This is a genomic window from Cellulosimicrobium composti (genome assembly GCF_010287905.1).
Lineage (GTDB): Bacteria > Actinomycetota > Actinomycetes > Actinomycetales > Cellulomonadaceae > Cellulosimicrobium > Cellulosimicrobium composti.
In genome coordinates, this window is record NZ_JAAFAN010000044.1 from 22809 (window position 1) to 40488 (window position 17680).

Genomic DNA, 17680 nt, shown 5'->3' on the forward strand with positions numbered 1-17680 from the left:
GGCGGGGCGCTCAGGGCGTGGGGACGGCGTCGAACACCGCGTCCACGAGCTGCTCCGGCGGGACGTTGTTCGCGAGCGCGTCGAACGTGCGCACGAGGCGGTGCCGCAGCACCGAGTAGCGCACGGCCTTGATGTCGTCCGGGATGACGAACGCGCGACCGGCGAGGATCGCGAGCGCCTGGCCCACGCGCATGAGCGCGATGCCGCCGCGCGGGGAGGCCCCGACGCGCACGTGCCGGTCGAGGCCCGGGACCGGGCGGGGGCCCGAGAAGCGCGTCGTGTTGATGATGTCGACGACGTACCGCTTGATCGAGTCGTCCACGTAGACGTCGTCGACGAGGCCGCGCAGGAAGCGGACGTCGTCGAGCGAGACCGGCTGCGCGGTGAGGGGCTGCGTCATCTGCCCGGTCGCGATCCGCTGGAGGATCTCGAGCTCCTGCGCGGGGGTCGGGTAGGTGAGCACCTCCTTCATGAGGAAGCGGTCCATCTGGGCCTCGGGCAGCACGTAGGTGCCCTCCTCCTCGATGGGGTTCTGCGTCGCGAGCACCATGAACGGGTCCGGCAGCGCGTAGTTCTCGCCGCCGATCGACGTCTGCTTCTCCTGCATCGCCTCGAGCATCGCGGACTGCGTCTTGGCCGACGAGCGGTTGATCTCGTCGAGCAGCACGACGTTCGCGTGCACCGGGCCGAGCTGCGTCGTGAACTCGCCCGTCGCGTAGTTGAAGATCTGCGTGCCGACGATGTCGTTCGGCATGAGGTCCGGCGTGCACTGGATGCGGTGGAACGAGCCGTCGATCGCCGCGGCGAGCGTCTGGGCGGCCGTCGTCTTGGCGAGGCCCGGGACCGACTCCAGGAGGATGTGCCCGCCCGCGAGGAGCGCGCTCACCAGCGCGGTGCGCAGCGCCTCCTGGCCGACGACCCGCTGGTCGAAGACCTGGCCGACGCGCTTGAGCAGGTGGCTCGCGCGGTCGAGGTCCTGCGTGGAGATGCTGCCGTGCCCTGCGGCCATCGAACGTCCCTCGTGTCGTGGGTGCGGTCCCTGCGCGGCCGAGGGCGGACGGAGCGTCGCGAGCCCCCGGCGAACCCGGCCCAGTATGCCAGCGGGTGCCCCGCCGGACGGGGCGCGATCCACAGGTCCGGGTGGGGAGAGGTCCCCACCCGACGCCCGCCGTGCACCCCCGGCGCCGCCCTCGGCGGCCTCCGCGGGGGCCGGCGAGCGGCCTCCGGGGCCGGTCCGGAGGGGCTCGCAACCTCGATACCCTGGACGGGTGACCACCACTGCCCTGCGCCGCGCGCCGTCGGACTCCCGACCCGCGAACCCGTGGTGGCTGGTCCTCGCCGGGCCGCTCGCCGTCGTCGTCGCGATCGTCGCCGTGCTCGCCGCCGGGGCGTTCTCCTCCGCGTTCACCGTGCCCGTCGGGTTCCCCGACCCCGGCGCCCTCGCGCGCCTCGGCACGCCCGTCGTCACGGTCCTCACCGAGCTCGCCGTCGCGGTGACCCTCGGCTCGCTCGTCCTCGCGGCGTGCGTGCTGCCCGCCGGCACGCCCGTGCGCAAGGCCCTCGGCGTCGCGGGCGCGGCGTCGGCCACGTGGGCCGTGCTCGCCGTCGTGCAGGTCGTGCTGCGCTACTCCTCGATCTCGGGCACACCCGTCACGGCGGCCACGTTCGGCGACCAGCTCGGCCTGTTCGTCTCGCAGGTCAGCCTCGGGCGCAACTACCTGGCGATCGTCGTCGTGGCGGCGCTGACGTCGGCCGCGGCGCTCGCCGTGCGCGGCGCGACCGGCGCGATGTGGACGGCCGCGCTCGCGCTCGTCGCCCTCGCGATGCAGGCCAACACGGGCCACGCCGCGGGCGCGGTGAGCCACGAGCTCGCGGTCTCCTCGATGTTCCTCCACCTCGGCGGCGCGGCGCTGTGGGTCGGCGGCCTCGGCACGCTCGCCGTCGTGCGGGTGCGCGGCGGCCTCGACCGGGCGGCGTTCGCGACGTCCGTCGCGCGCTACTCCGCGATCGCGCTGTGGTGCTACGTCGCCGTCGCCGTGTCGGGCGTCGCGAACGCGAGCATCCGCATCGACACGCTCGCGGGCCTGACCACCGACTACGGCGTGCTCCTGCTCACCAAGGTCGCGCTCCTGCTCGTCCTCGGGGCCGTCGGCTTCGCGCACCGCGAGCTCGTCGTGCGGCGTCTCGCCGGCCCGACGGCGGTCGGTCGCCCGGCCGGGGGACGCACCCCGGCGGCGGGCTCTGCCGGGGGCGGGTCGTCGTCCACGGGGACGAAGGGCACGGCCGCGGAGGGCACGCGCTGGCTGTTCTGGCGCCTCGTCGCCGTCGAGCTCGCGATCATGGGCGCGGTCTCCGGCGTCGCCGTCGCGCTCGGGTCCACCGCGCCGCCGGTGCCGCAGGAGGAGCCGCTCGACACGTCCGCCGCGTACCAGGTCACGGGGCACGCGCTGCCGCCCGAGCCGACGCTCGCGCGCTGGTTCACCGAGTGGCGCTGGGACCTGCTGCCCGCGTTCGCGTGCGTCGCAGCGCTCGTCGTCTACCTGCGCTGGGTGCGCCGCCTCGCGCGGCGCGGCGACTCGTGGTCCGTGGGGCGCACCGTGTCGTGGTGCGTCGGCGTCGTCGTCCTCTTCTGGGTGACGTCGGGCGGCCCGGCCATGTACGGGCACGTGCTGTTCAGCGCGCACATGGTCCAGCACATGATCCTCGCGATGGTGGTGCCGATCTTCCTCGTGCTCGCCGCGCCCGTGACGCTGCTCGTGCGGGCCGTCCCGCCGCGCAAGGACGGGTCGCGCGGGCCCCGCGAGTGGGTCCTCGCCGTCGTGACGTCGCGCGTCGGGCAGTTCTTCGCGAACCCGATCGTCGCCGCGGTGAACTTCGCCGGCTCGATGATCGTCTTCTACTACACGCCCGCGTTCGAGTACGCGCTCACGACGTACGCCGGGCACCTCGCGATGCTCCTGCACTTCACGCTCGCCGGGTACCTGTTCGCGAACGCGCTCGTCGGGATCGACCCCGGGCCGCACCGCCCGCCGTACCCGCAGCGGCTCCTCTTGCTGTTCGCGACGATGGCGTTCCACGCGTTCTTCGGCGTCGCCCTCACGTCGGGCGAGGTGCTGCTCGTGCCCGAGTGGTTCGGCCTCCTCGGCCGCGACTGGGGCCCGAGCGCGATCGCCGACCAGCAGCGCGGCGGCGGCGTCGCGTGGGGCATCGGCGAGCTCCCGACGCTGGTCCTCGCGATCGTCGTCGCGGTCATGTGGACCCGCTCCGACGAGCGCGAGGCCAAGCGTCGCGACCGTCAGGCCGACCGCGACGGCGACGCCGAGCTCGAGGAGTACAACGCGATGCTCGCGCGGATGTCCGAGCGCGACGACTGACCCCCTCCCCGCCGAGCACGGGGTTGATGTCGTCATCCCGCCGATCACGACATCAACCCCGTGCTCGAGACCGCGGAACCTCGGGTTCGGCCGAGGTGCCGACGCAGCGCCGTGGTCATGCGTCCCGGGCGGCTCGTGCCCGGGGTCGCGAGATCCCGACCCGTGAAGCGCAGGAGCTCCACGCCGCCGTGGCTCACGAGCGCGTTCTGGCGCGACCGGTCCCGCAGGAGCGCGTCCGGCGCCCCGTGCACGTCCACGCCGTCCATCTCGGCGATCAGCCACCGACCCTGCGGCAGCCGCCACCCCAGATCCCCGCGGCCGAGGAAGCGGCCGTCGTCGAACACGTCGACCTGGAGCTCGTCGGGCGCGAGACCTGCGTCCGCGCACTCGAGGCGGGCGAACGTCTCGAGCGGCGACTCGGCCCGCGCGTCGTGCTCGGACCACCACGCGTGCGTCCGCGCGACGCCCCGCCTCCCCCGCGCGAGGTCGTGGGCCCGGGCCAGGCCCTCGGCGTCGAGCAGCCCGAGGTGGCCCGCGCTGTCCATCGCCGCCACGGCACGACGACGGCCCGACTCGGGGACGGACTGCGCGAGCGCCCAGTCAGGGGTCGCGACGAGCCGGCCCTCGACCCGCACGACCGTCATGCCGTCGTCGAACTGACGCAGGTGGATCCCGTCGCGCGACAGCGTGCCCCGCGCTCCGGGGAGCGTCGCCTGCGGGACGACGCGCGGGCTGACGCCCTGGACACCGAGCAGGACCAGGGCGCACGGACCGACCGCGATCGCGTCCGGCCCGTAGGCGAGGAGCGCGAGCCAGGCCGCGCGCCGCCGGCGACGGTCGTACGACCGCGGGTCCGACGGGTCGGGCGGACCCGGCGTCGTCTCGAAGACGCCGCGCGTCGGACGGCGCCACCGCCCCTGGTCGACGAGGCGCGACCGGCGGTGCGCGGTGACGCCGTGCTCGTCGCACTGCGCGGCGGAGACGAGACCGGCCTGGCGCTCGGCGACGGAGAGGAGCTCGGACGGGACGGCGGTGAGCGTGCGCACCCGGCGATCCGACCAGGAGCCGGGCTCGTCGTGCCGCCGCTGCGCGTCGGGCCGTGGACGGTCCGCAGGGTTCTGGGTCCTGTGGACGGCGGGACCGCGGCCGCCCGCGCCCACCGCCGTCGGCCGAGCACGAGGTTGCGCCACGTCGAGCACGGGGTTGCTGTCGTTATCGACGGGATAACGACAGCAACCCCGTGTTCGGCGGGTGGCGGGGGAGCCGGGGCGACGTGATAGGACGTACGGGTGAGTAACGACGCCGCCACGCCCGGAACCTCCGTCCCGCCGGACCCGCCCGGCACCGACCCGTCGTCCGGCAGCCCGACGCCGTTCCACGACCTCGACCGCTACCTCGCGATCCCGCGCGTCGGCGGGCTGGCGCTGTCGCCCGACGGGACGCGCCTCGTCACCACCGTCCAGACGCTCGACGCGCAGCGCACCGGGTACCGCACGGCGCTGTGGGAGGTCGACCCGGCGGGCCACGCCCCCGCGCGTCGGCTGACGCGCAGCACGAAGGGCGAGTCGAGCGCGACGTTCACGGCCGCGGGCGACGTGCTCTTCACCTCGGCGCGGCCCGACCCCGACGCCGGGTCCGACGACGACCCGACGTCCGCGCTGTGGCTCCTGCCCGCATCGGGCGGCGAGGCGCGCGTGGTCGCGACGGCGCCCGCGGGCGTGAGCGGTCCGCTCGCCGCCGCGGACGCCCCGGTCGTGTCCGTCGCGGCGCCGGTGCTCCCGAGCGCGCGCGGCCTCACGCACGACGGCGAGCTCCGGAAGGCGCGCAAGGACGCCAAGGTCGCGGCGATCCTCCACACCGCGTACCCCGTGCGGCAGTGGGACCACGACCGCGGCCCGGACGAGGCGCACCGGTTCGTCGGTGACCTCACGACCCTCGTCGACGAGCCCGCGCAGCCGCTCCCCGTGGCCGAGGGCGAGGACGCCCCCGCGGAGCACGACCCGCGGCTGCTCGACCTGCGCGACGTGAGCCGCGGCGCCGAGGGGAGCGCCGCCCCCGGCCGTGCGCTGCACGAGCACGCGGCGGACCTGTCCGCGGACGGCACGACTCTCGTCACCACGTGGCAGGTCGCCGGTCCGGGCCCGCAGGTGCGCAACACGCTCGTCGCGATCGACACCGCGACGGGGGCGCGCCGCACCCTCGTGGACGAGCCGCGCGCCGAGGCGCACTGGCCGCGCATCTCGCCCGACGGCGCGTGGGTCGCGTTCGTGCGCGAGACGATCTCGACGCCGCACCAGGCGCCGGAGGAGAGCCTCGCCGTCGTGCCGCTGCACGCGCCGGACGGCCCCGCGGGCGCGGCGGAGGGCCACGACGACTCGGCGACGACGCGCGCCGAGAACCACGCGACGCCCCGCACGCTCGTGCGGCACTGGGACCGCTGGCCCACGTCGCTGCGCTGGCTCCCCGACGGCTCCGGCCTGCTCGTCACGGCCGACGACGACGGTCGCGGGCCGGTCTTCCTCGTCGCCTTCGCGCCGGACGGGGCCACCGAGAACGGCACCGCCGAGCGGGTGACGAGCGACGACGCCGTGTTCACCGACCTCCAGGTCGCCGCCGACGGCCGCACCCTGTACGCGCTGCGCACGAGCTACCTCGAGCCGTCGCACCCCGTGCGGGTCGACCTCGGGGCGTTCCTCGACTCCGGCGCCGCGGGCGCGCGCACCCCCGTCCCGGCGACGCCGCTGCGCGGTCCCGTCGCGACCCCTGACCTGCCGGGCACGCTCGTCGACGTCGAGACGGCCGCGGCGGACGACGTCCGCGTGCGCGGGTGGCTCGCCCTCCCGCACGGGGCGTCGGCCGAGAACCCGGCGCCGCTGCTGCTGTGGATCCACGGCGGCCCTCTGGGGTCGTGGAACGCGTGGAGCTGGCGCTGGAACCCGTGGCTGATGGTCGCGCGCGGGTACGCGGTGCTGCTGCCGGACCCGGCGCTGTCGACCGGGTACGGGCAGGACTTCGTCCAGCGCGGGTGGGGCGCGTGGGGCAAGGCCCCGTACACGGACCTGCTCGCGATCACCGACGCGGTCGAGGCACGGCCCGACGTCGACGCGACGCGCACCGCCGCGATGGGCGGGTCGTTCGGCGGGTACATGGCGAACTGGGTCGCGGGCCACACGGACCGCTTCCGCGCGATCGTCACGCACGCGAGCCTGTGGGCGCTCGACCAGTTCGGCCCCACGACCGACCACGCGTACTACTGGGCCCGCGAGATGACGCCCGAGATGGCGCTGGAGAACAGCCCGCACCGGTTCGTGGGCGACATCGTCACGCCGATGCTCGTCATCCACGGAGACAAGGACTACCGCGTCCCGATCGGGGAGGGCCTGCGGCTCTGGTACGAGCTGCTCGAGAGGTCCGGCCTGCCCGCCGGCCCCTCCGGGGAGACCGTGCACCGGTTCCTCTACTACCTGGACGAGAACCACTGGGTCCTCCAGCCGCAGCACGCGAAGGTCTGGTACCAGGTGGTGCTCGCGTTCCTCGCGGAGCACGTGCTGGGTGCCGCGCCGGGTGAGGGAGACGCGGAGCTGCCGACGACGCTCGGCTGAGCACGAGGTTGCTCGGCGCCGAACACGGGGTTGGTGTCGTTATCGGGCTGATAACGGCACCAACCCCGTGTTCGGCGCGGCGGGGCGCGGTTCGGCGGGGCGGGCGTGGCGGTCAGGGGCGGGTGCGGGCGCGGAGCTGGGCGAGGCCGCGGCGCGCGTGGCTCTTGACCGTGCCGAGCGGCAGGCCCGTCTCGGCCGCGACCTGGGCGTGCGTGCGGTCGTGCGCGTAGACGAGGCGCACGACGCCCCGGCGGACCGGCGCGAGCCGGCGCAGGGCTCGCTCGAGGTCGACGCGCGCCGCGACGTCGTCGGCGGCGTCCGGGACGGCGGTCGCGACGCGGTGCCGCCCCGCCGCCTCACGACGCCGGGCCTCGCGGGCCCGTGCCCGGCGCAGGTCGGCGCACACGTGGTCGGCGATGCCGATCAGCCAGACCGGGAGGTCGCCGCGGTCCGGGTCGAACCGGTCGCGCGAGCGCCACGCGGCGAGGAACACGAGCTGGGTCGCGTCGTCGGTGTCCGCGGGGTCGTCGAGCCGTCGCGCGACGACGGCGCGGACCAGCGCGACCCACCGGGCGTAGGCGGTGGTGAGGTCGAGCGCCCCGTCGCACGAGGCGGTGCCGGGCGCGCCCTCGTCCTGCCTCGCGCCCTGGTCGGTGCCGGGCGCGCGCTCGTCCTGCCTCGCGCCCTGGTCGGCGCGGGGCCCACGACCCGCGGTCCTCGCCATCGCGTCACCGGCCCTCGTCCCTCCCTCCAGTGTCCGCCGCCGCAGCGCGGACGGCGAGGCCGACGGGTCGGGACGGGCGGCCGGTGACGCGACGGCGCGTCCGGCGGGTGCCGTGTTCAGCGGTGCACGGGGCGGCGCGGGTGGACGTGCCGGTCGTGCACGGCCTTGCCGAGCTCGTAGAACGCGCCCACGAGGATCGCGGTGATGACGAGCGCCCCGAAGATCAGGAACCACTGCGACATGCCGTTCCCGATCCCGGTGATGCCGATCGTCCCGCCGGAGCCGGCAGCGAGCGACGTGAACATGACGACCTCCTCCCGAAGGGCGGACGTGCCCTCTCGTCCGGGGTTCGTCCGCGGGCCCGCCCACGGATGCGCCCGGGCGCGGCGCGGACCCGTGCGGACGACCGCCGTCGGACCGACGACCGCCGTCGGCCCGACGACCGTCGCGCCCGCCGTCGGGCGAGCGCCGGCCGCTCCGGTCAGGCGACGGTCGAGGGGACCGGTGCCGCCGCGGCGCGCCAGCGGCGGACGAGGCGGCGGTCGGCGGCACCCCGGGCCGCCGCCCACGCGCAGTGCTGCGTGGTCTCGCGGTGCTCGAGCAGGGCGTCGCGGTCGTGCTCGAGGGCCCACAGCAGGGCGGAGCGCACCTCGGTGCGGGAGGGGGCGGAAGGCAGGGTGTCGTGCATGGTCCGTCTCGTCGTCAATCGGGCTACTACGGTCTGATGACCGCTTCACCCGACAAGACGGCATAAGTCGCCGTTCGTGACGCGGGTTCGGTGACTTTTTCGAAGACGGCGTGACGACGGTCGCACGGGGCCCTCGGTCCGTCCGGTCGGCCGCGGAGCGGGGCCCATCGGGGGGCACCGCGGTCGGTCAGGAGACGGCGTCGACGAGGACGGCGGCGAGGTCGCGGGGGCGCGAGAACATGGGCCAGTGGCCCGTCGGGAGGTCGACCCACGTGAGGTCGGCGAGGTCGCCGAGCTCGGTGTGCAGCGGCGGGCCGGGGTGGGCGAGCTCGGCGAGCGTCGCGGACGGGATCGAGCAGCAGACCGCCGTGGCGGGCACGCGCAGGCGTTCCGGGTTCGTGACGCGCACCGGTCCGCGCGCGACGGGACCCGGCGTGGGCACCGCACGGTCGCGGAACCGCGCGAGCGCGGCGTCGTCGAGGCCGTCGAGGCTCGACCCGTCGGCGCCGACCTCGTCCCAGCCGGGGAGCGGGAGCTCCGCCGCGTCGGCGGGCAGGTCGGGTGCGAGCGACGCGCCGTCGACGAGGGGGCCCGTGTCGACGTAGACGACGCGCTCGATGCGCCCGGGGTCACGGTCCGCGACCTGCTGCACGACCGGCCCGCCCCCGCTGTGCCCGACGAGCACGACCCGGCCGTCGAGGCCGTCGACGAGCCGTGCGACCGCGTCGACGTGGTCGTCGCGCGTCACGCGGGCGCGGTCCTCGGTGGTCGTGCCCGGCTCCAGGCCCGGGAGTGTCACCGCGTGCGGGACGAGGCCGGCTGCCTCGAGGTGGGGGACGACGTCGTCCCACGCCCAGGCGCCCAGCCAGAAGCCGGGCACGAGGACGACGTGGACGGCCTGCTCCGTGCTCTCGTTCGTGGTCATGCCCCCAGCCTTGCAGGGCATCGGTGACACCGGTCTGTCACCGATGTCAGGCGCGTTCCGACCGCACCTTCGTCCCTGTCGTCCCCTGCCGTCCCTGCCGGGGAGCCGAGCCGGGTCCGTACGCTGGTGCGGCGCACCGTGCCCGGGCGGCGGGCGACGAGCCCGTGGCCCGGCTCGCGGCGAGGGGAGGGTCGTGAACAGGACGGAGCGGCTCTACGCCGTGGCCGAGGAGCTGCGCCGTGCGGGCCCGACGGGGACGACCGGCGCCCGGCTCGCCGCCGCGCTGGAGGTGAGCGAGCGCACGATCAAGCGCGACGTCGCGGCGCTCCAGCAGGCCGGGCTGACGGTCTGGGCCCAGCCCGGCCCGGGCGGCGGTTACGTGCTCGACCCGAGCGCGTCGCTCCCGCCGGTGAACTTCACGCCCGGGCAGGCGGTCGCCGTCGCGGTCGCGCTCGCGACGCTCCCGCCCGGCAGCCCGTTCGCCGTCGACGCGCGCGTCGCGCGCGGCAAGGTGTGGGACGCGCTCGCCGCGGGCGACCGGGCGCGGGCGGAGGCGCTCGCCGCGCGCGTCTGGGTCCGCCACGCCACGGACGACGCGACCACGTACGACGCGACCACGGACGACGACGCCACGGACGACGGCGTCCCGGCGGGCGACGGCGCTGCGGAGCGAGGCAGTGCGGACGACGCCGCGGCCGGGCCGGGTCGTGCGGCCGGGGGCGACGTCGTCGGGCGCGCGCGCACGCACCTGGGTGTGCTGCGCGCGGTCGAGCAGTCGCTCGCCGACGCGCGCGTCCTGGCCGTCCGGTACCGCGACGGCCGGGGCGACGTCACCGCGCGCCGCGTCGAGCCGGTGCTGCTCGCGCACACCGACGGCCGCTGGTACCTCGTGGCCTGGTGCCGCTCGCGCGAGGCGATCCGCTGGTTCCGGCTCTCGCGCGTCGAGCGTGCGGACCTCACGGCCGAGACCTACGCGCCCCGCCCGGTCGACGACGTGGGGGAGCCGCCGCCGAGCGCGGCGGCCGTGTACGTGCCCGGCTCGGGCTGAGCGTCGCCGCGCGCCGGCCGCACGAGGTCGAGCACCGCCTGCGCGAACGCCTCCGGCGCGTCGGCGGGGAGGTCGTGGCCGGCGTGCGGCACCTGGCGGTGCTCGCGCGGCCCGCCGAAGAACCGCGCCGTGGAGGACCCGTCCGTCGCGGGGAAGTTGCCGTCGGCGAGGCCGTCGAGCGTGACCGCCGGGACGTCGATCCGCGGCAGGTCGGCCAGGCGGCGCTCGACGTCGTCGTACGCCGGGTCGCCCGGCGCGAGCCCGAGCCGGTGGCGGTAGGAGTGGATGACGACGTCGACGTAGTCGGGGTTGTCGAACGCGGCGGCCGCGCGCACGAGCTCCGCGTCGGTGACCGTGCGCTCGGGCGAGTTCCGGGCCCGGATGACGCGCGCGACCTCGGCGCGGTTCTGCGTGAGCCCGCGGCGCCCGCGCTCGGTCGAGAAGTACCAGAAGTACCAGAAGCCGGCCTCGAGGTCGGGGGGCAGCGGGGTTCGCGAGGCGGCGACGTCCTGCACGAGGTAGCCGTTGACGCTCACGAGCCCGGTGACGCGCTCCGGCCAGAGCGCGGCCGCCACGCACGCGGCGCGACCGCCCCAGTCGTAGCCCGCGAGCACCGCGGCGTCGATGCCGAGCGCGTCGAGGAGCGCGACGACGTCGGCGCCGAGCGCGCCCTGCTGGCCCGAGCGCGGCGTGCGCCGGTCGCGGAACGTCGTGGGGCCGTGCCCGCGCAGGTACGGCACGACGACGCGCAGCCCCTGGGCGGCGAGCAGCGGCACCACGTCGACGTAGGAGTGCACGTCGTACGGGTACCCGTGCAGGAGCAGCACGGGCGGCCCGGCGGGGTCGCCCGCCTCGACGTAGCCGACGGTGAGCGGTCCGGCGTCGACCGTCCGGACCGGTCCGAGCGCGGTGGTGGTGATCATGGTCGTCCCCGTCCGTCCCGCGCCGTCACGCCGCGACCGCGCGCGACGACCCGAGCGCGTCGAGCACGGCGCGCGCGACCCGGTCCGGCGCCGAGACGGCGACGGCGTGCGACGCGCCCGGGACCTCGTCGACGCCGCGCGCCCCGGCGCGGCCCGCCATCCAGCGGTGGGCCGCCGCAGGGATGGTGCGGTCCTCGGACCCGAACACGAACCACGACGGCACCGTCTTCCACGCCGGTGTGCCGGCGAGCAGCACCTGGCTCAGCGCGACGTCCGTGACGGGCCGCTGGGTGCGCGCGGCCACGTACGCGGTCTGCTCGTCGACGTCGGCCGCGACCTGCGCGTGGTACGCGTCGGGGCGGACCCACAGGTCGTCGAGGTCGTCGACGAGCGACGTGCGCCCGAGGGCGGCGTCGAGCGTGCTGCCGGGGAACCGGCCGACGAGGTCGACCGCGCTCTCGCCGGTGTCCGGGGCGAGCCCCGCGACGTAGACGATGCCCCGCACGTCCCCGAGCCCCTCGGCGACGGCCTCCGTGGCGACGACGCCGCCGTACGCGTGCGCCGCGAGGACGAGCGGGCGGCCGGAGTCCCCGACCGCGTCGCGCACGTACTGCGCGTCCGTGACGACGCTGCGCAGCGGGTTCGCGAGGGCGAGGGCGTCGACGTCGTGCGCGCGCAGGCGCGCGATGACGCCCGACCAGTGCGCGGAGTCGGTGAACGCGCCGTGCAGGAGCACGACGAGCGGGTTCTCGGGCATGGCAGTCTCCTCGTCGGTCGCGAGGACGCGGCGCGTGCACCGGCGTCCCTGACGAGGGGTCGACCGCCCAGCGGTCCGGCGCGTGACAGCGCCGCGCGGTCAGTCCTCGCGCAGCACGCAGAACTCGTTCCCCTCGACGTCCGCCATGACGACGAACGTGTCCTGCGGGCTCTGCCCCACGTCGACGCGGCGCGCGCCGAGGCCCTCGAGCCGCGCGACGTCGTCCGCCTGCCCGGACGACGCGAAGTCGAGGTGCACGCGGTTCTTCACGGCCTTGCCCTCGGGGACGCGCTGGAAGACGAGGCTCGGCGGCCCGAGGACGGTCTCGCCGTCGCGCGGGAAGAGCACGGACTCGCCGTGCGGTCCGGTCTCGCGCCTGGACCAGCCGAGCGCGGCCTGCCAGAAGTCCGCCACGACGGCGGGGTCGGCGCAGTCGAACACGGCGCCGCTGAAGGTGAGAGTCATGCGGCCAGTGTGACCTGCGCCACTGACAGGGCGGCCGTCGTGGCGTCGGGCGGTCGCGACGTCGGGCGGCCGCGGTCAGGCGGCCGCGGGGTCCGGCTCGACGAGGCGGCCGACGAGCGCCGGGAGCCAGTCGGTCGACTGCGCCCGCAGCACCGCGTCCTCGCCCGCCGGGCCGAGGAACGCGTCGCGCGCGGCGCCCGTGTACGCGCTGATGAGGACGCGCGTCGCGGCGACGGGGTCGATCGCGAACCGCATGCCGACCTGGGTGAGCACGCGCGTGAGGAGGTCCGCGAGCTCGTCGCGGAACGACTCCTCCTGCTCGGCGAACCGCACGGCGACCTGGGGGTCGCGCAGCGCGAGGAGCTCGAGCTCGGCGTTCATGAGGCACCAGCGGCGCTCGTCGCGCGAGTCGGCCATGACGGCCGCGACGATGGCCGCGATCGTGTCGGGGGCGATCACCCCGTCCCGCACCGGGTCGTCCGGGAGGTGCTCGACGGCGACCTCGAGGCTGCGCATCCGGGTGCGGATCTCGCGCTCGGTGAGGGCGAGGAAGAGCTCGTCCTTGGAGTCGAAGTTCGAGTAGAACGCGCCACGCGTGAACCCGGCGGCCTCGCAGACCGCCTCGATCGAGGTGCCGTTGATGCCGTGCTCGGCGAACAGCCCGTAGGCGGCGTCGAGCAGGCGCTCGCGGGTGCGCTCGCGGCGCCGGGAGAGCGGGGGCTCGCTCTCGGTGCCGCGGTCCACGCGGGTCGGGTCGAGGTCCGTCGTCACGCCGGACATGCTCCCACTGTCGGCCGGTGCCGCCCGCACGGCGGCCTTGCGATACACCAGTGTATCCGATACGTTCGCGCATCGGATACAGCGGCGTATCCTAATTCTCGTCCAGCACTCTCCCAGGAGGCCGCCCGTGTCCTCAGCGCTGTACTCGCTCGGCAGGTGGGCGGTCGGGGCGCGCCGCCTGGTGCTCGCCGCCTGGATCGGCGTCCTCGTGCTCGCCGGGGCGCTCGCCGGGCTCGTGGGCCAGGGGCTCGACGACCAGGTCACCATCCCCGGCACGGAGTCCCAGGCCGCGCTCGACCGCCTGGCGACCACGTTCCCGCAGGTCAGCGGCGCGACCGCGCAGGTCGTCGTCGTGGCGCCCGACGGCTCGACCATCGAGGACGACGCCGTCCGCGGGCCCGTCGAGGACGCGGTCGACGCGCTCGGCGCCGTCGACGGCGTCGTCGCCGTCACCTCGCCCTACGACGACACCATGCCCGCGTCCGTCAGCGACGACGACGTCGCGACGCTCATGACGATCCAGCTCGACGAGGGCCAGAGCGAGGTCAGCGACGCCACGAAGGACGCGCTCGACGACGTCGTCGACGACCTCGCCGCCGCGCTGCCCGACGGCGCGCAGGCCTCGCTCGGGGGCCAGCTCTTCAGCACCGAGTTCCCCAGCCTCTCCGTCACCGAGGCGCTCGGCCTCGTCGTCGCGCTCGTCGTCCTCGTCCTCACGTTCGGCTCGTTCGTCGCCGCGGGCATGCCGCTCCTCAACGCCGTCACCGGCGTCGGCGTGACCATGGGCCTGCTGTTCGCCGCGACCGCCGTCGCCCAGATCAACTCGACGACCCCGATGCTCGCCGTCATGCTCGGCCTCGCCGTCGGCATCGACTACGCGCTGTTCATCGTGTCCCGGCACCGCGACGAGCTCGCGAGCGGCCTGCCCGTCCCCGAGGCCGCCGCGCGATCCGTCGCGACCGCCGGGTCCGCCGTCATCTTCGCCGGCCTCACCGTGATGATCGCGCTCGTCGGCCTCGGCGTCGCCGGCATCCCGTTCCTCACCGTGATGGGCGTCGCCGCCGCCGTCGGCGTCGGGCTCGCCGTCCTCGTCTCGATCACGCTGCTGCCCGCGATGCTGGGGTTCGCGGGCGAGCGCCTCCGCCCGAAGGCTCCGCGTCGCCGTCGGGGGCGCCGCCGCTCGGGCGGCCGGTCGGGGACGACGGGGCGAGGCGCTCGCCGAGCGGCGGGGGCGGACCCGGAGGCGACCACGGCGCCCGACGCGACCACGGCGCCCGCCGCGACCACGGCGCCCGACGCGACCTCGACGGCCGAGCCCGCTGCGGCTGAGCCCGCTGCGGCTGAGCCGAGCGCGCCCGTGGAGCACCACAACCGGTTCTTCGCCGGGTGGGTGCGGACCGTGACGCGGGTGCCGCTGCTGACGATCGGGATCGTCGTCGCGGCGATCGTGCTGCTGACGCTGCCGGCGCGGGACCTCCAGCTCGCGCTGCCCGACGCGGGCACGCTGCCGGAGGACAACCAGGCGCGCGTCACGTACGACCTGGTGTCGGAGCACTTCGGGCCGGGGTTCAACGGGCCGCTCATCGTGACGGGCACGATCGTCACGTCCACGGACCCGCTCGGCCTGATGGACGACCTGGGCGACGAGATCGCGACGCTGCCCGGCGTCGCGGACGTGCCGCTCTCGACGCCCAACCCGACGGCGGACACGGGCATCGTGCAGGTCGTGCCCACGGGGGCACCCGACTCCGAGGAGACGAAGGACCTCGTGAACGAGCTCCGGGCGCTGCACGACCACTTCCTCGACGAGTACGGCGTCGACCTGTCCGTCACGGGGTTCACGGCCGTCGGGATCGACGTGTCGGCGAAGCTGGGGGCGGCGCTGCTGCCGTTCGCGTTCGTCGTCGTCGGGCTGTCGCTCGTGCTGCTGACCATGGTGTTCCGGTCGATCGCGGTGCCGGTCAAGGCGACGCTCGGGTACCTGTTCTCGGTGGGTGCGGCGTTCGGCGTCGTGACGCTCGTGTTCGAGCAGGGCGTGCTGGCCGACGCGCTCAACGTCACGCGGCTCGGCCCGGTGATCAGCTTCATGCCGATCGTGCTCATGGGCGTGCTGTTCGGCCTCGCGATGGACTACGAGGTGTTCCTCGTCGCGCGCATCCGCGAGGACTACGTGCACTCGGGCCGGGCGCGGCGGTCGATCTCGACGGGCTTCCAGGCGTCGGCGAAGGTCGTCACCGCGGCCGCGGTCATCATGTTCGCCGTGTTCGTGGCGTTCGTGCCCGAGGGCGACATGAGCCTCAAGCCGATCGCGCTCGGGCTGGCCGTCGGCGTGCTCGTCGACGCGTTCGTGGTGCGCATGACGCTCGTGCCGGCGGTGCTCGCGCTGCTCGGGGAGCGGGCGTGGTGGATGCCGCGCTGGCTCGACCGGGTGCTGCCGTCCTTCGACGTCGAGGGCGAGGGCCTGTCGAGGGAGATCGCGCTCGCCGACTGGCCGGAGCCGGGGAGCACGGACGCCGTCGTCGCGCACGGTCTCGTCGTCGCGGGGGCGCACGGCCCGCTCGCGGAGCCGGTCACGGTCCGCGTGCCCGACGGCGGTGCGCTCGTCGTGCACGGCACGTCGCCCGCGGCGGTGTCCGGGGTGGTGCTCGCGCTCGGGGGGCGGCTCAAGCCCGCCGGGGGCGCGCTCAAGGTGACGGGCCTCGTGCTGCCCGAGCGCGCGGGCAGCGTGCGGCGCCGGGTCGCGCTCGTCGACCTCGCGGCCGACGTCGCCGCGCTGCCGGGCGACGCGCCCGCGCCCGCGGCGCACCGCGTGCCCGCCGCGGCCGCGGTCGTCGCGGTGCTGCGCGAGTCCCCGCGGCTCCTCGTCGTGGTCGGCACCGATGCGGTGACCGCGCCGGCGGAGCGGGGGGCGCTCGCGGCGTCGCTCGCGCGGGCCGTGGGGGGCGGGACGGCGGTCGTGCTCGGCGCCGTCGGCCCGGCCCCGACCGACCTGGCCCCACCGGGGACGCCGGTGCTGGACGTGCACGACCCCGACCCCGCCCACACGGTGCCCGCCGCGCCCGTCGTCGGCCCGCGCACCGAGGAGGTGCCCGCATGAGCGTCTTCCCGCCCGAGCCCGCGCAGGCCGAGCCCGCCGTCCCGGACGCACCCGCGGCGGGTGCGCGCCGCGTCGACGCGCGCCGCGCGTGGACCGTGGCCGCCGCGCTCGTCCTGCCGCTCGCCGTGCTCGGCCTGCTGCTGGGGGCGCTGTGGGACCCGCAGGAGCGCCTCGACACCGTGCAGGCCGCGATCGTCAACCTCGACGAGCCCGTCGAGGTCGACGGCCAGACCGTGCCGCTCGGGCGCCAGCTCACCGCGGGGCTCGTCAGCGGCGGGGCGTCGTCCACGGACACCGGCCCGGTCGCGGTGCAGCCCGCGCCGGGGACGACGAACTACGACTGGGTCATCACCGACGCCGAGGACGCGGCGTCCGGCCTCGCCGACGGCACGTACGCGGCGGTCGTGACCATCCCGGAGGACTTCTCGGCCGCCGCGACGTCCTTCAGCGGCGACGCGGCGGACGCGACGCAGGCCACGCTCTCCGTCGAGACCGCGCCCGGTGGCCGCGTGGTGGACGAGGCCCTCGCGCGGATCGTCACGACGACCGCGACGACCGTGCTCGGCACGACCCTCACCGAGAACTACGTCGACGGCGTCCTCGTCGGCTTCACGACCCTCCACGACCAGCTCGGGGACGCCGCCGACGGCGCGGGCCAGCTCGCCGACGGTGCGTCCCGGGCGAGCGACGGCGCCACGCAGCTCGCGTCGGGCGCGGACGACCTCGCGACCGGCGCGGGCGAGCTCGCGTCGGGCGTGGGCGAGCTCGGGGACGGGGCCGACCGGCTCGTGTCCGGGGCGGGCGACCTCGCGAGCGGGGCGCAGGGCGTCGCCTCCGGGTCGCGCCAGGTCGCGGACGGCGTCGCGCGGTCGGCGTCCGGGGCGGGCTCGCTCGCGACGGGAGCCCAGGGTCTGGCGGACGGCGTGGCGAGCCTGTCGACGGGCGCGGCCGGGCTCGCGAGCGGGCTCGGGACGCTCGACGCGTCGATCACCTCCGTCCCGCTGCCCGGCGGCGGCTCGACGTCGCTCCCCGCGTTCGCGACGCGGGTCTCGACGGGCGCGCGGGGCGTCGCCGACGGCCTCGCCCAGGTCGTCGCGGGGATCGAGCGGCAGCGGGTCGACGCCGGTTGCGTGACGGACCCGGCGACGCCCACGTGCGCCGCGCTCGACGAGCAGCTCGCCGCGCTGCGACCCCTCGCCGTCGGCGCGGCGGAGGTCGCGGTCGGCAGCGCCGCGCTCGCCGGGCAGCCGTCCGGCGCGGACGGGCCGAGCGGGCTCTACGCGCTCGCGGCCGGGGT

The 17680-nt window shown here is 76.0% G+C and carries 15 protein-coding genes; 5 read left to right on the plus strand and 10 right to left on the minus strand.

Translation table 11 applies throughout. The features are described from left to right. Positions 1-10: 10 nt before the first annotated feature. A complete protein-coding gene (locus tag GYH36_RS13130) occupies positions 11-1009 on the minus strand; it encodes an AAA family ATPase (protein WP_024839850.1) in 999 nt (332 codons plus the stop codon). 259 nt (positions 1010-1268) lie between these two features. On the opposite strand from GYH36_RS13130, the gene GYH36_RS13135 reads away from it, so the two are divergent. Next, the gene (locus GYH36_RS13135; protein ID WP_024839849.1) at positions 1269-3374 is read left to right on the plus strand and encodes a bifunctional copper resistance protein CopD/cytochrome c oxidase assembly protein; all 2106 of its coding nucleotides are present in this window, start codon (positions 1269-1271) and stop codon (positions 3372-3374) included. Positions 3375-3418: 44 nt separating this feature from the next. On the opposite strand, the gene GYH36_RS13140 is transcribed toward GYH36_RS13135, so the two are convergent. After that, a complete protein-coding gene (locus GYH36_RS13140; RefSeq protein ID WP_024839848.1) occupies positions 3419-4420 on the minus strand; it encodes a type IV toxin-antitoxin system AbiEi family antitoxin domain-containing protein in 1002 nt (333 codons plus the stop codon). A gap of 243 nt (positions 4421-4663) precedes the next feature. Between GYH36_RS13140 and GYH36_RS13145 the strand changes: the two genes are divergently transcribed. Beyond that, on the plus strand, positions 4664-6976 hold the full coding sequence (locus tag GYH36_RS13145; RefSeq protein WP_162290061.1) for a prolyl oligopeptidase family serine peptidase: 2313 nt from the start codon (positions 4664-4666) through the stop codon (positions 6974-6976). A 112-nt stretch (positions 6977-7088) separates the two neighbouring features. Here the strand turns inward: GYH36_RS13145 and GYH36_RS13150 are convergent, their stop codons facing one another. The 4 genes from GYH36_RS13150 to GYH36_RS13165 all read right to left on the minus strand — a co-directional run bounded on the left by GYH36_RS13150 (position 7089) and on the right by GYH36_RS13165 (position 9313). After that, on the minus strand, positions 7089-7700 hold the full coding sequence (locus GYH36_RS13150; protein ID WP_162290062.1) for an RNA polymerase sigma factor: 612 nt from the start codon (positions 7698-7700) through the stop codon (positions 7089-7091). Positions 7701-7816: 116 nt separating this feature from the next. Next, positions 7817-8005 (minus strand): hypothetical protein, encoded by a 189-nt coding sequence (locus GYH36_RS13155; protein ID WP_024839845.1) that lies wholly within the window; start codon positions 8003-8005, stop codon positions 7817-7819. 176 nt (positions 8006-8181) lie between these two features. After that, positions 8182-8388, minus strand: a complete 207-nt coding sequence (locus tag GYH36_RS13160; protein WP_024839844.1) for a hypothetical protein — start codon at positions 8386-8388, stop codon at positions 8182-8184. 187 nt (positions 8389-8575) lie between these two features. Next, a complete protein-coding gene (locus GYH36_RS13165; RefSeq protein WP_162290063.1) occupies positions 8576-9313 on the minus strand; it encodes an alpha/beta fold hydrolase in 738 nt (245 codons plus the stop codon). A 193-nt stretch (positions 9314-9506) separates the two neighbouring features. Here GYH36_RS13165 and GYH36_RS13170 point away from each other — a divergent pair, with 193 nt between their 5' ends. Then, the gene (locus tag GYH36_RS13170) at positions 9507-10361 is read left to right on the plus strand and encodes a helix-turn-helix transcriptional regulator (protein WP_024839842.1); all 855 of its coding nucleotides are present in this window, start codon (positions 9507-9509) and stop codon (positions 10359-10361) included. Here the strand turns inward: GYH36_RS13170 and GYH36_RS13175 are convergent. The 4 genes from GYH36_RS13175 to GYH36_RS13190 form a co-directional block, all read right to left on the minus strand. After that, on the minus strand, positions 10283-11284 hold the full coding sequence (locus GYH36_RS13175) for an alpha/beta fold hydrolase (RefSeq protein ID WP_024839841.1): 1002 nt from the start codon (positions 11282-11284) through the stop codon (positions 10283-10285). The two genes, GYH36_RS13170 and GYH36_RS13175, sit on opposite strands and share 79 nt — an antisense overlap. Positions 11285-11309: 25 nt before the next feature. Further along, positions 11310-12041 carry an alpha/beta fold hydrolase gene (locus GYH36_RS13180; protein WP_024839840.1) on the minus strand — a complete coding sequence of 244 codons (732 nt, stop codon included), beginning with the start codon at positions 12039-12041 and terminating at the stop codon, positions 11310-11312. A gap of 99 nt (positions 12042-12140) precedes the next feature. Then, a complete protein-coding gene (locus tag GYH36_RS13185) occupies positions 12141-12506 on the minus strand; it encodes a VOC family protein (protein ID WP_162290064.1) in 366 nt (121 codons plus the stop codon). A gap of 75 nt (positions 12507-12581) precedes the next feature. Then, positions 12582-13286 (minus strand): TetR/AcrR family transcriptional regulator, encoded by a 705-nt coding sequence (locus GYH36_RS13190; protein ID WP_081772232.1) that lies wholly within the window; start codon positions 13284-13286, stop codon positions 12582-12584. Between the two features lie 127 nt (positions 13287-13413). Between GYH36_RS13190 and GYH36_RS13195 the strand changes: the two genes are divergently transcribed. After that, complete coding sequence (locus GYH36_RS13195; protein WP_312028635.1) at positions 13414-16383, plus strand: MMPL family transporter; 2970 nt, start codon at positions 13414-13416, stop codon at positions 16381-16383. Continuing rightward, positions 16380-17680, plus strand: a 1301-nt coding sequence (locus GYH36_RS13200; RefSeq protein ID WP_203231840.1) for a YhgE/Pip family protein, incomplete at its 3' end; no start/stop codon positions are given. The genes GYH36_RS13195 and GYH36_RS13200, both read left to right, overlap by 4 nt.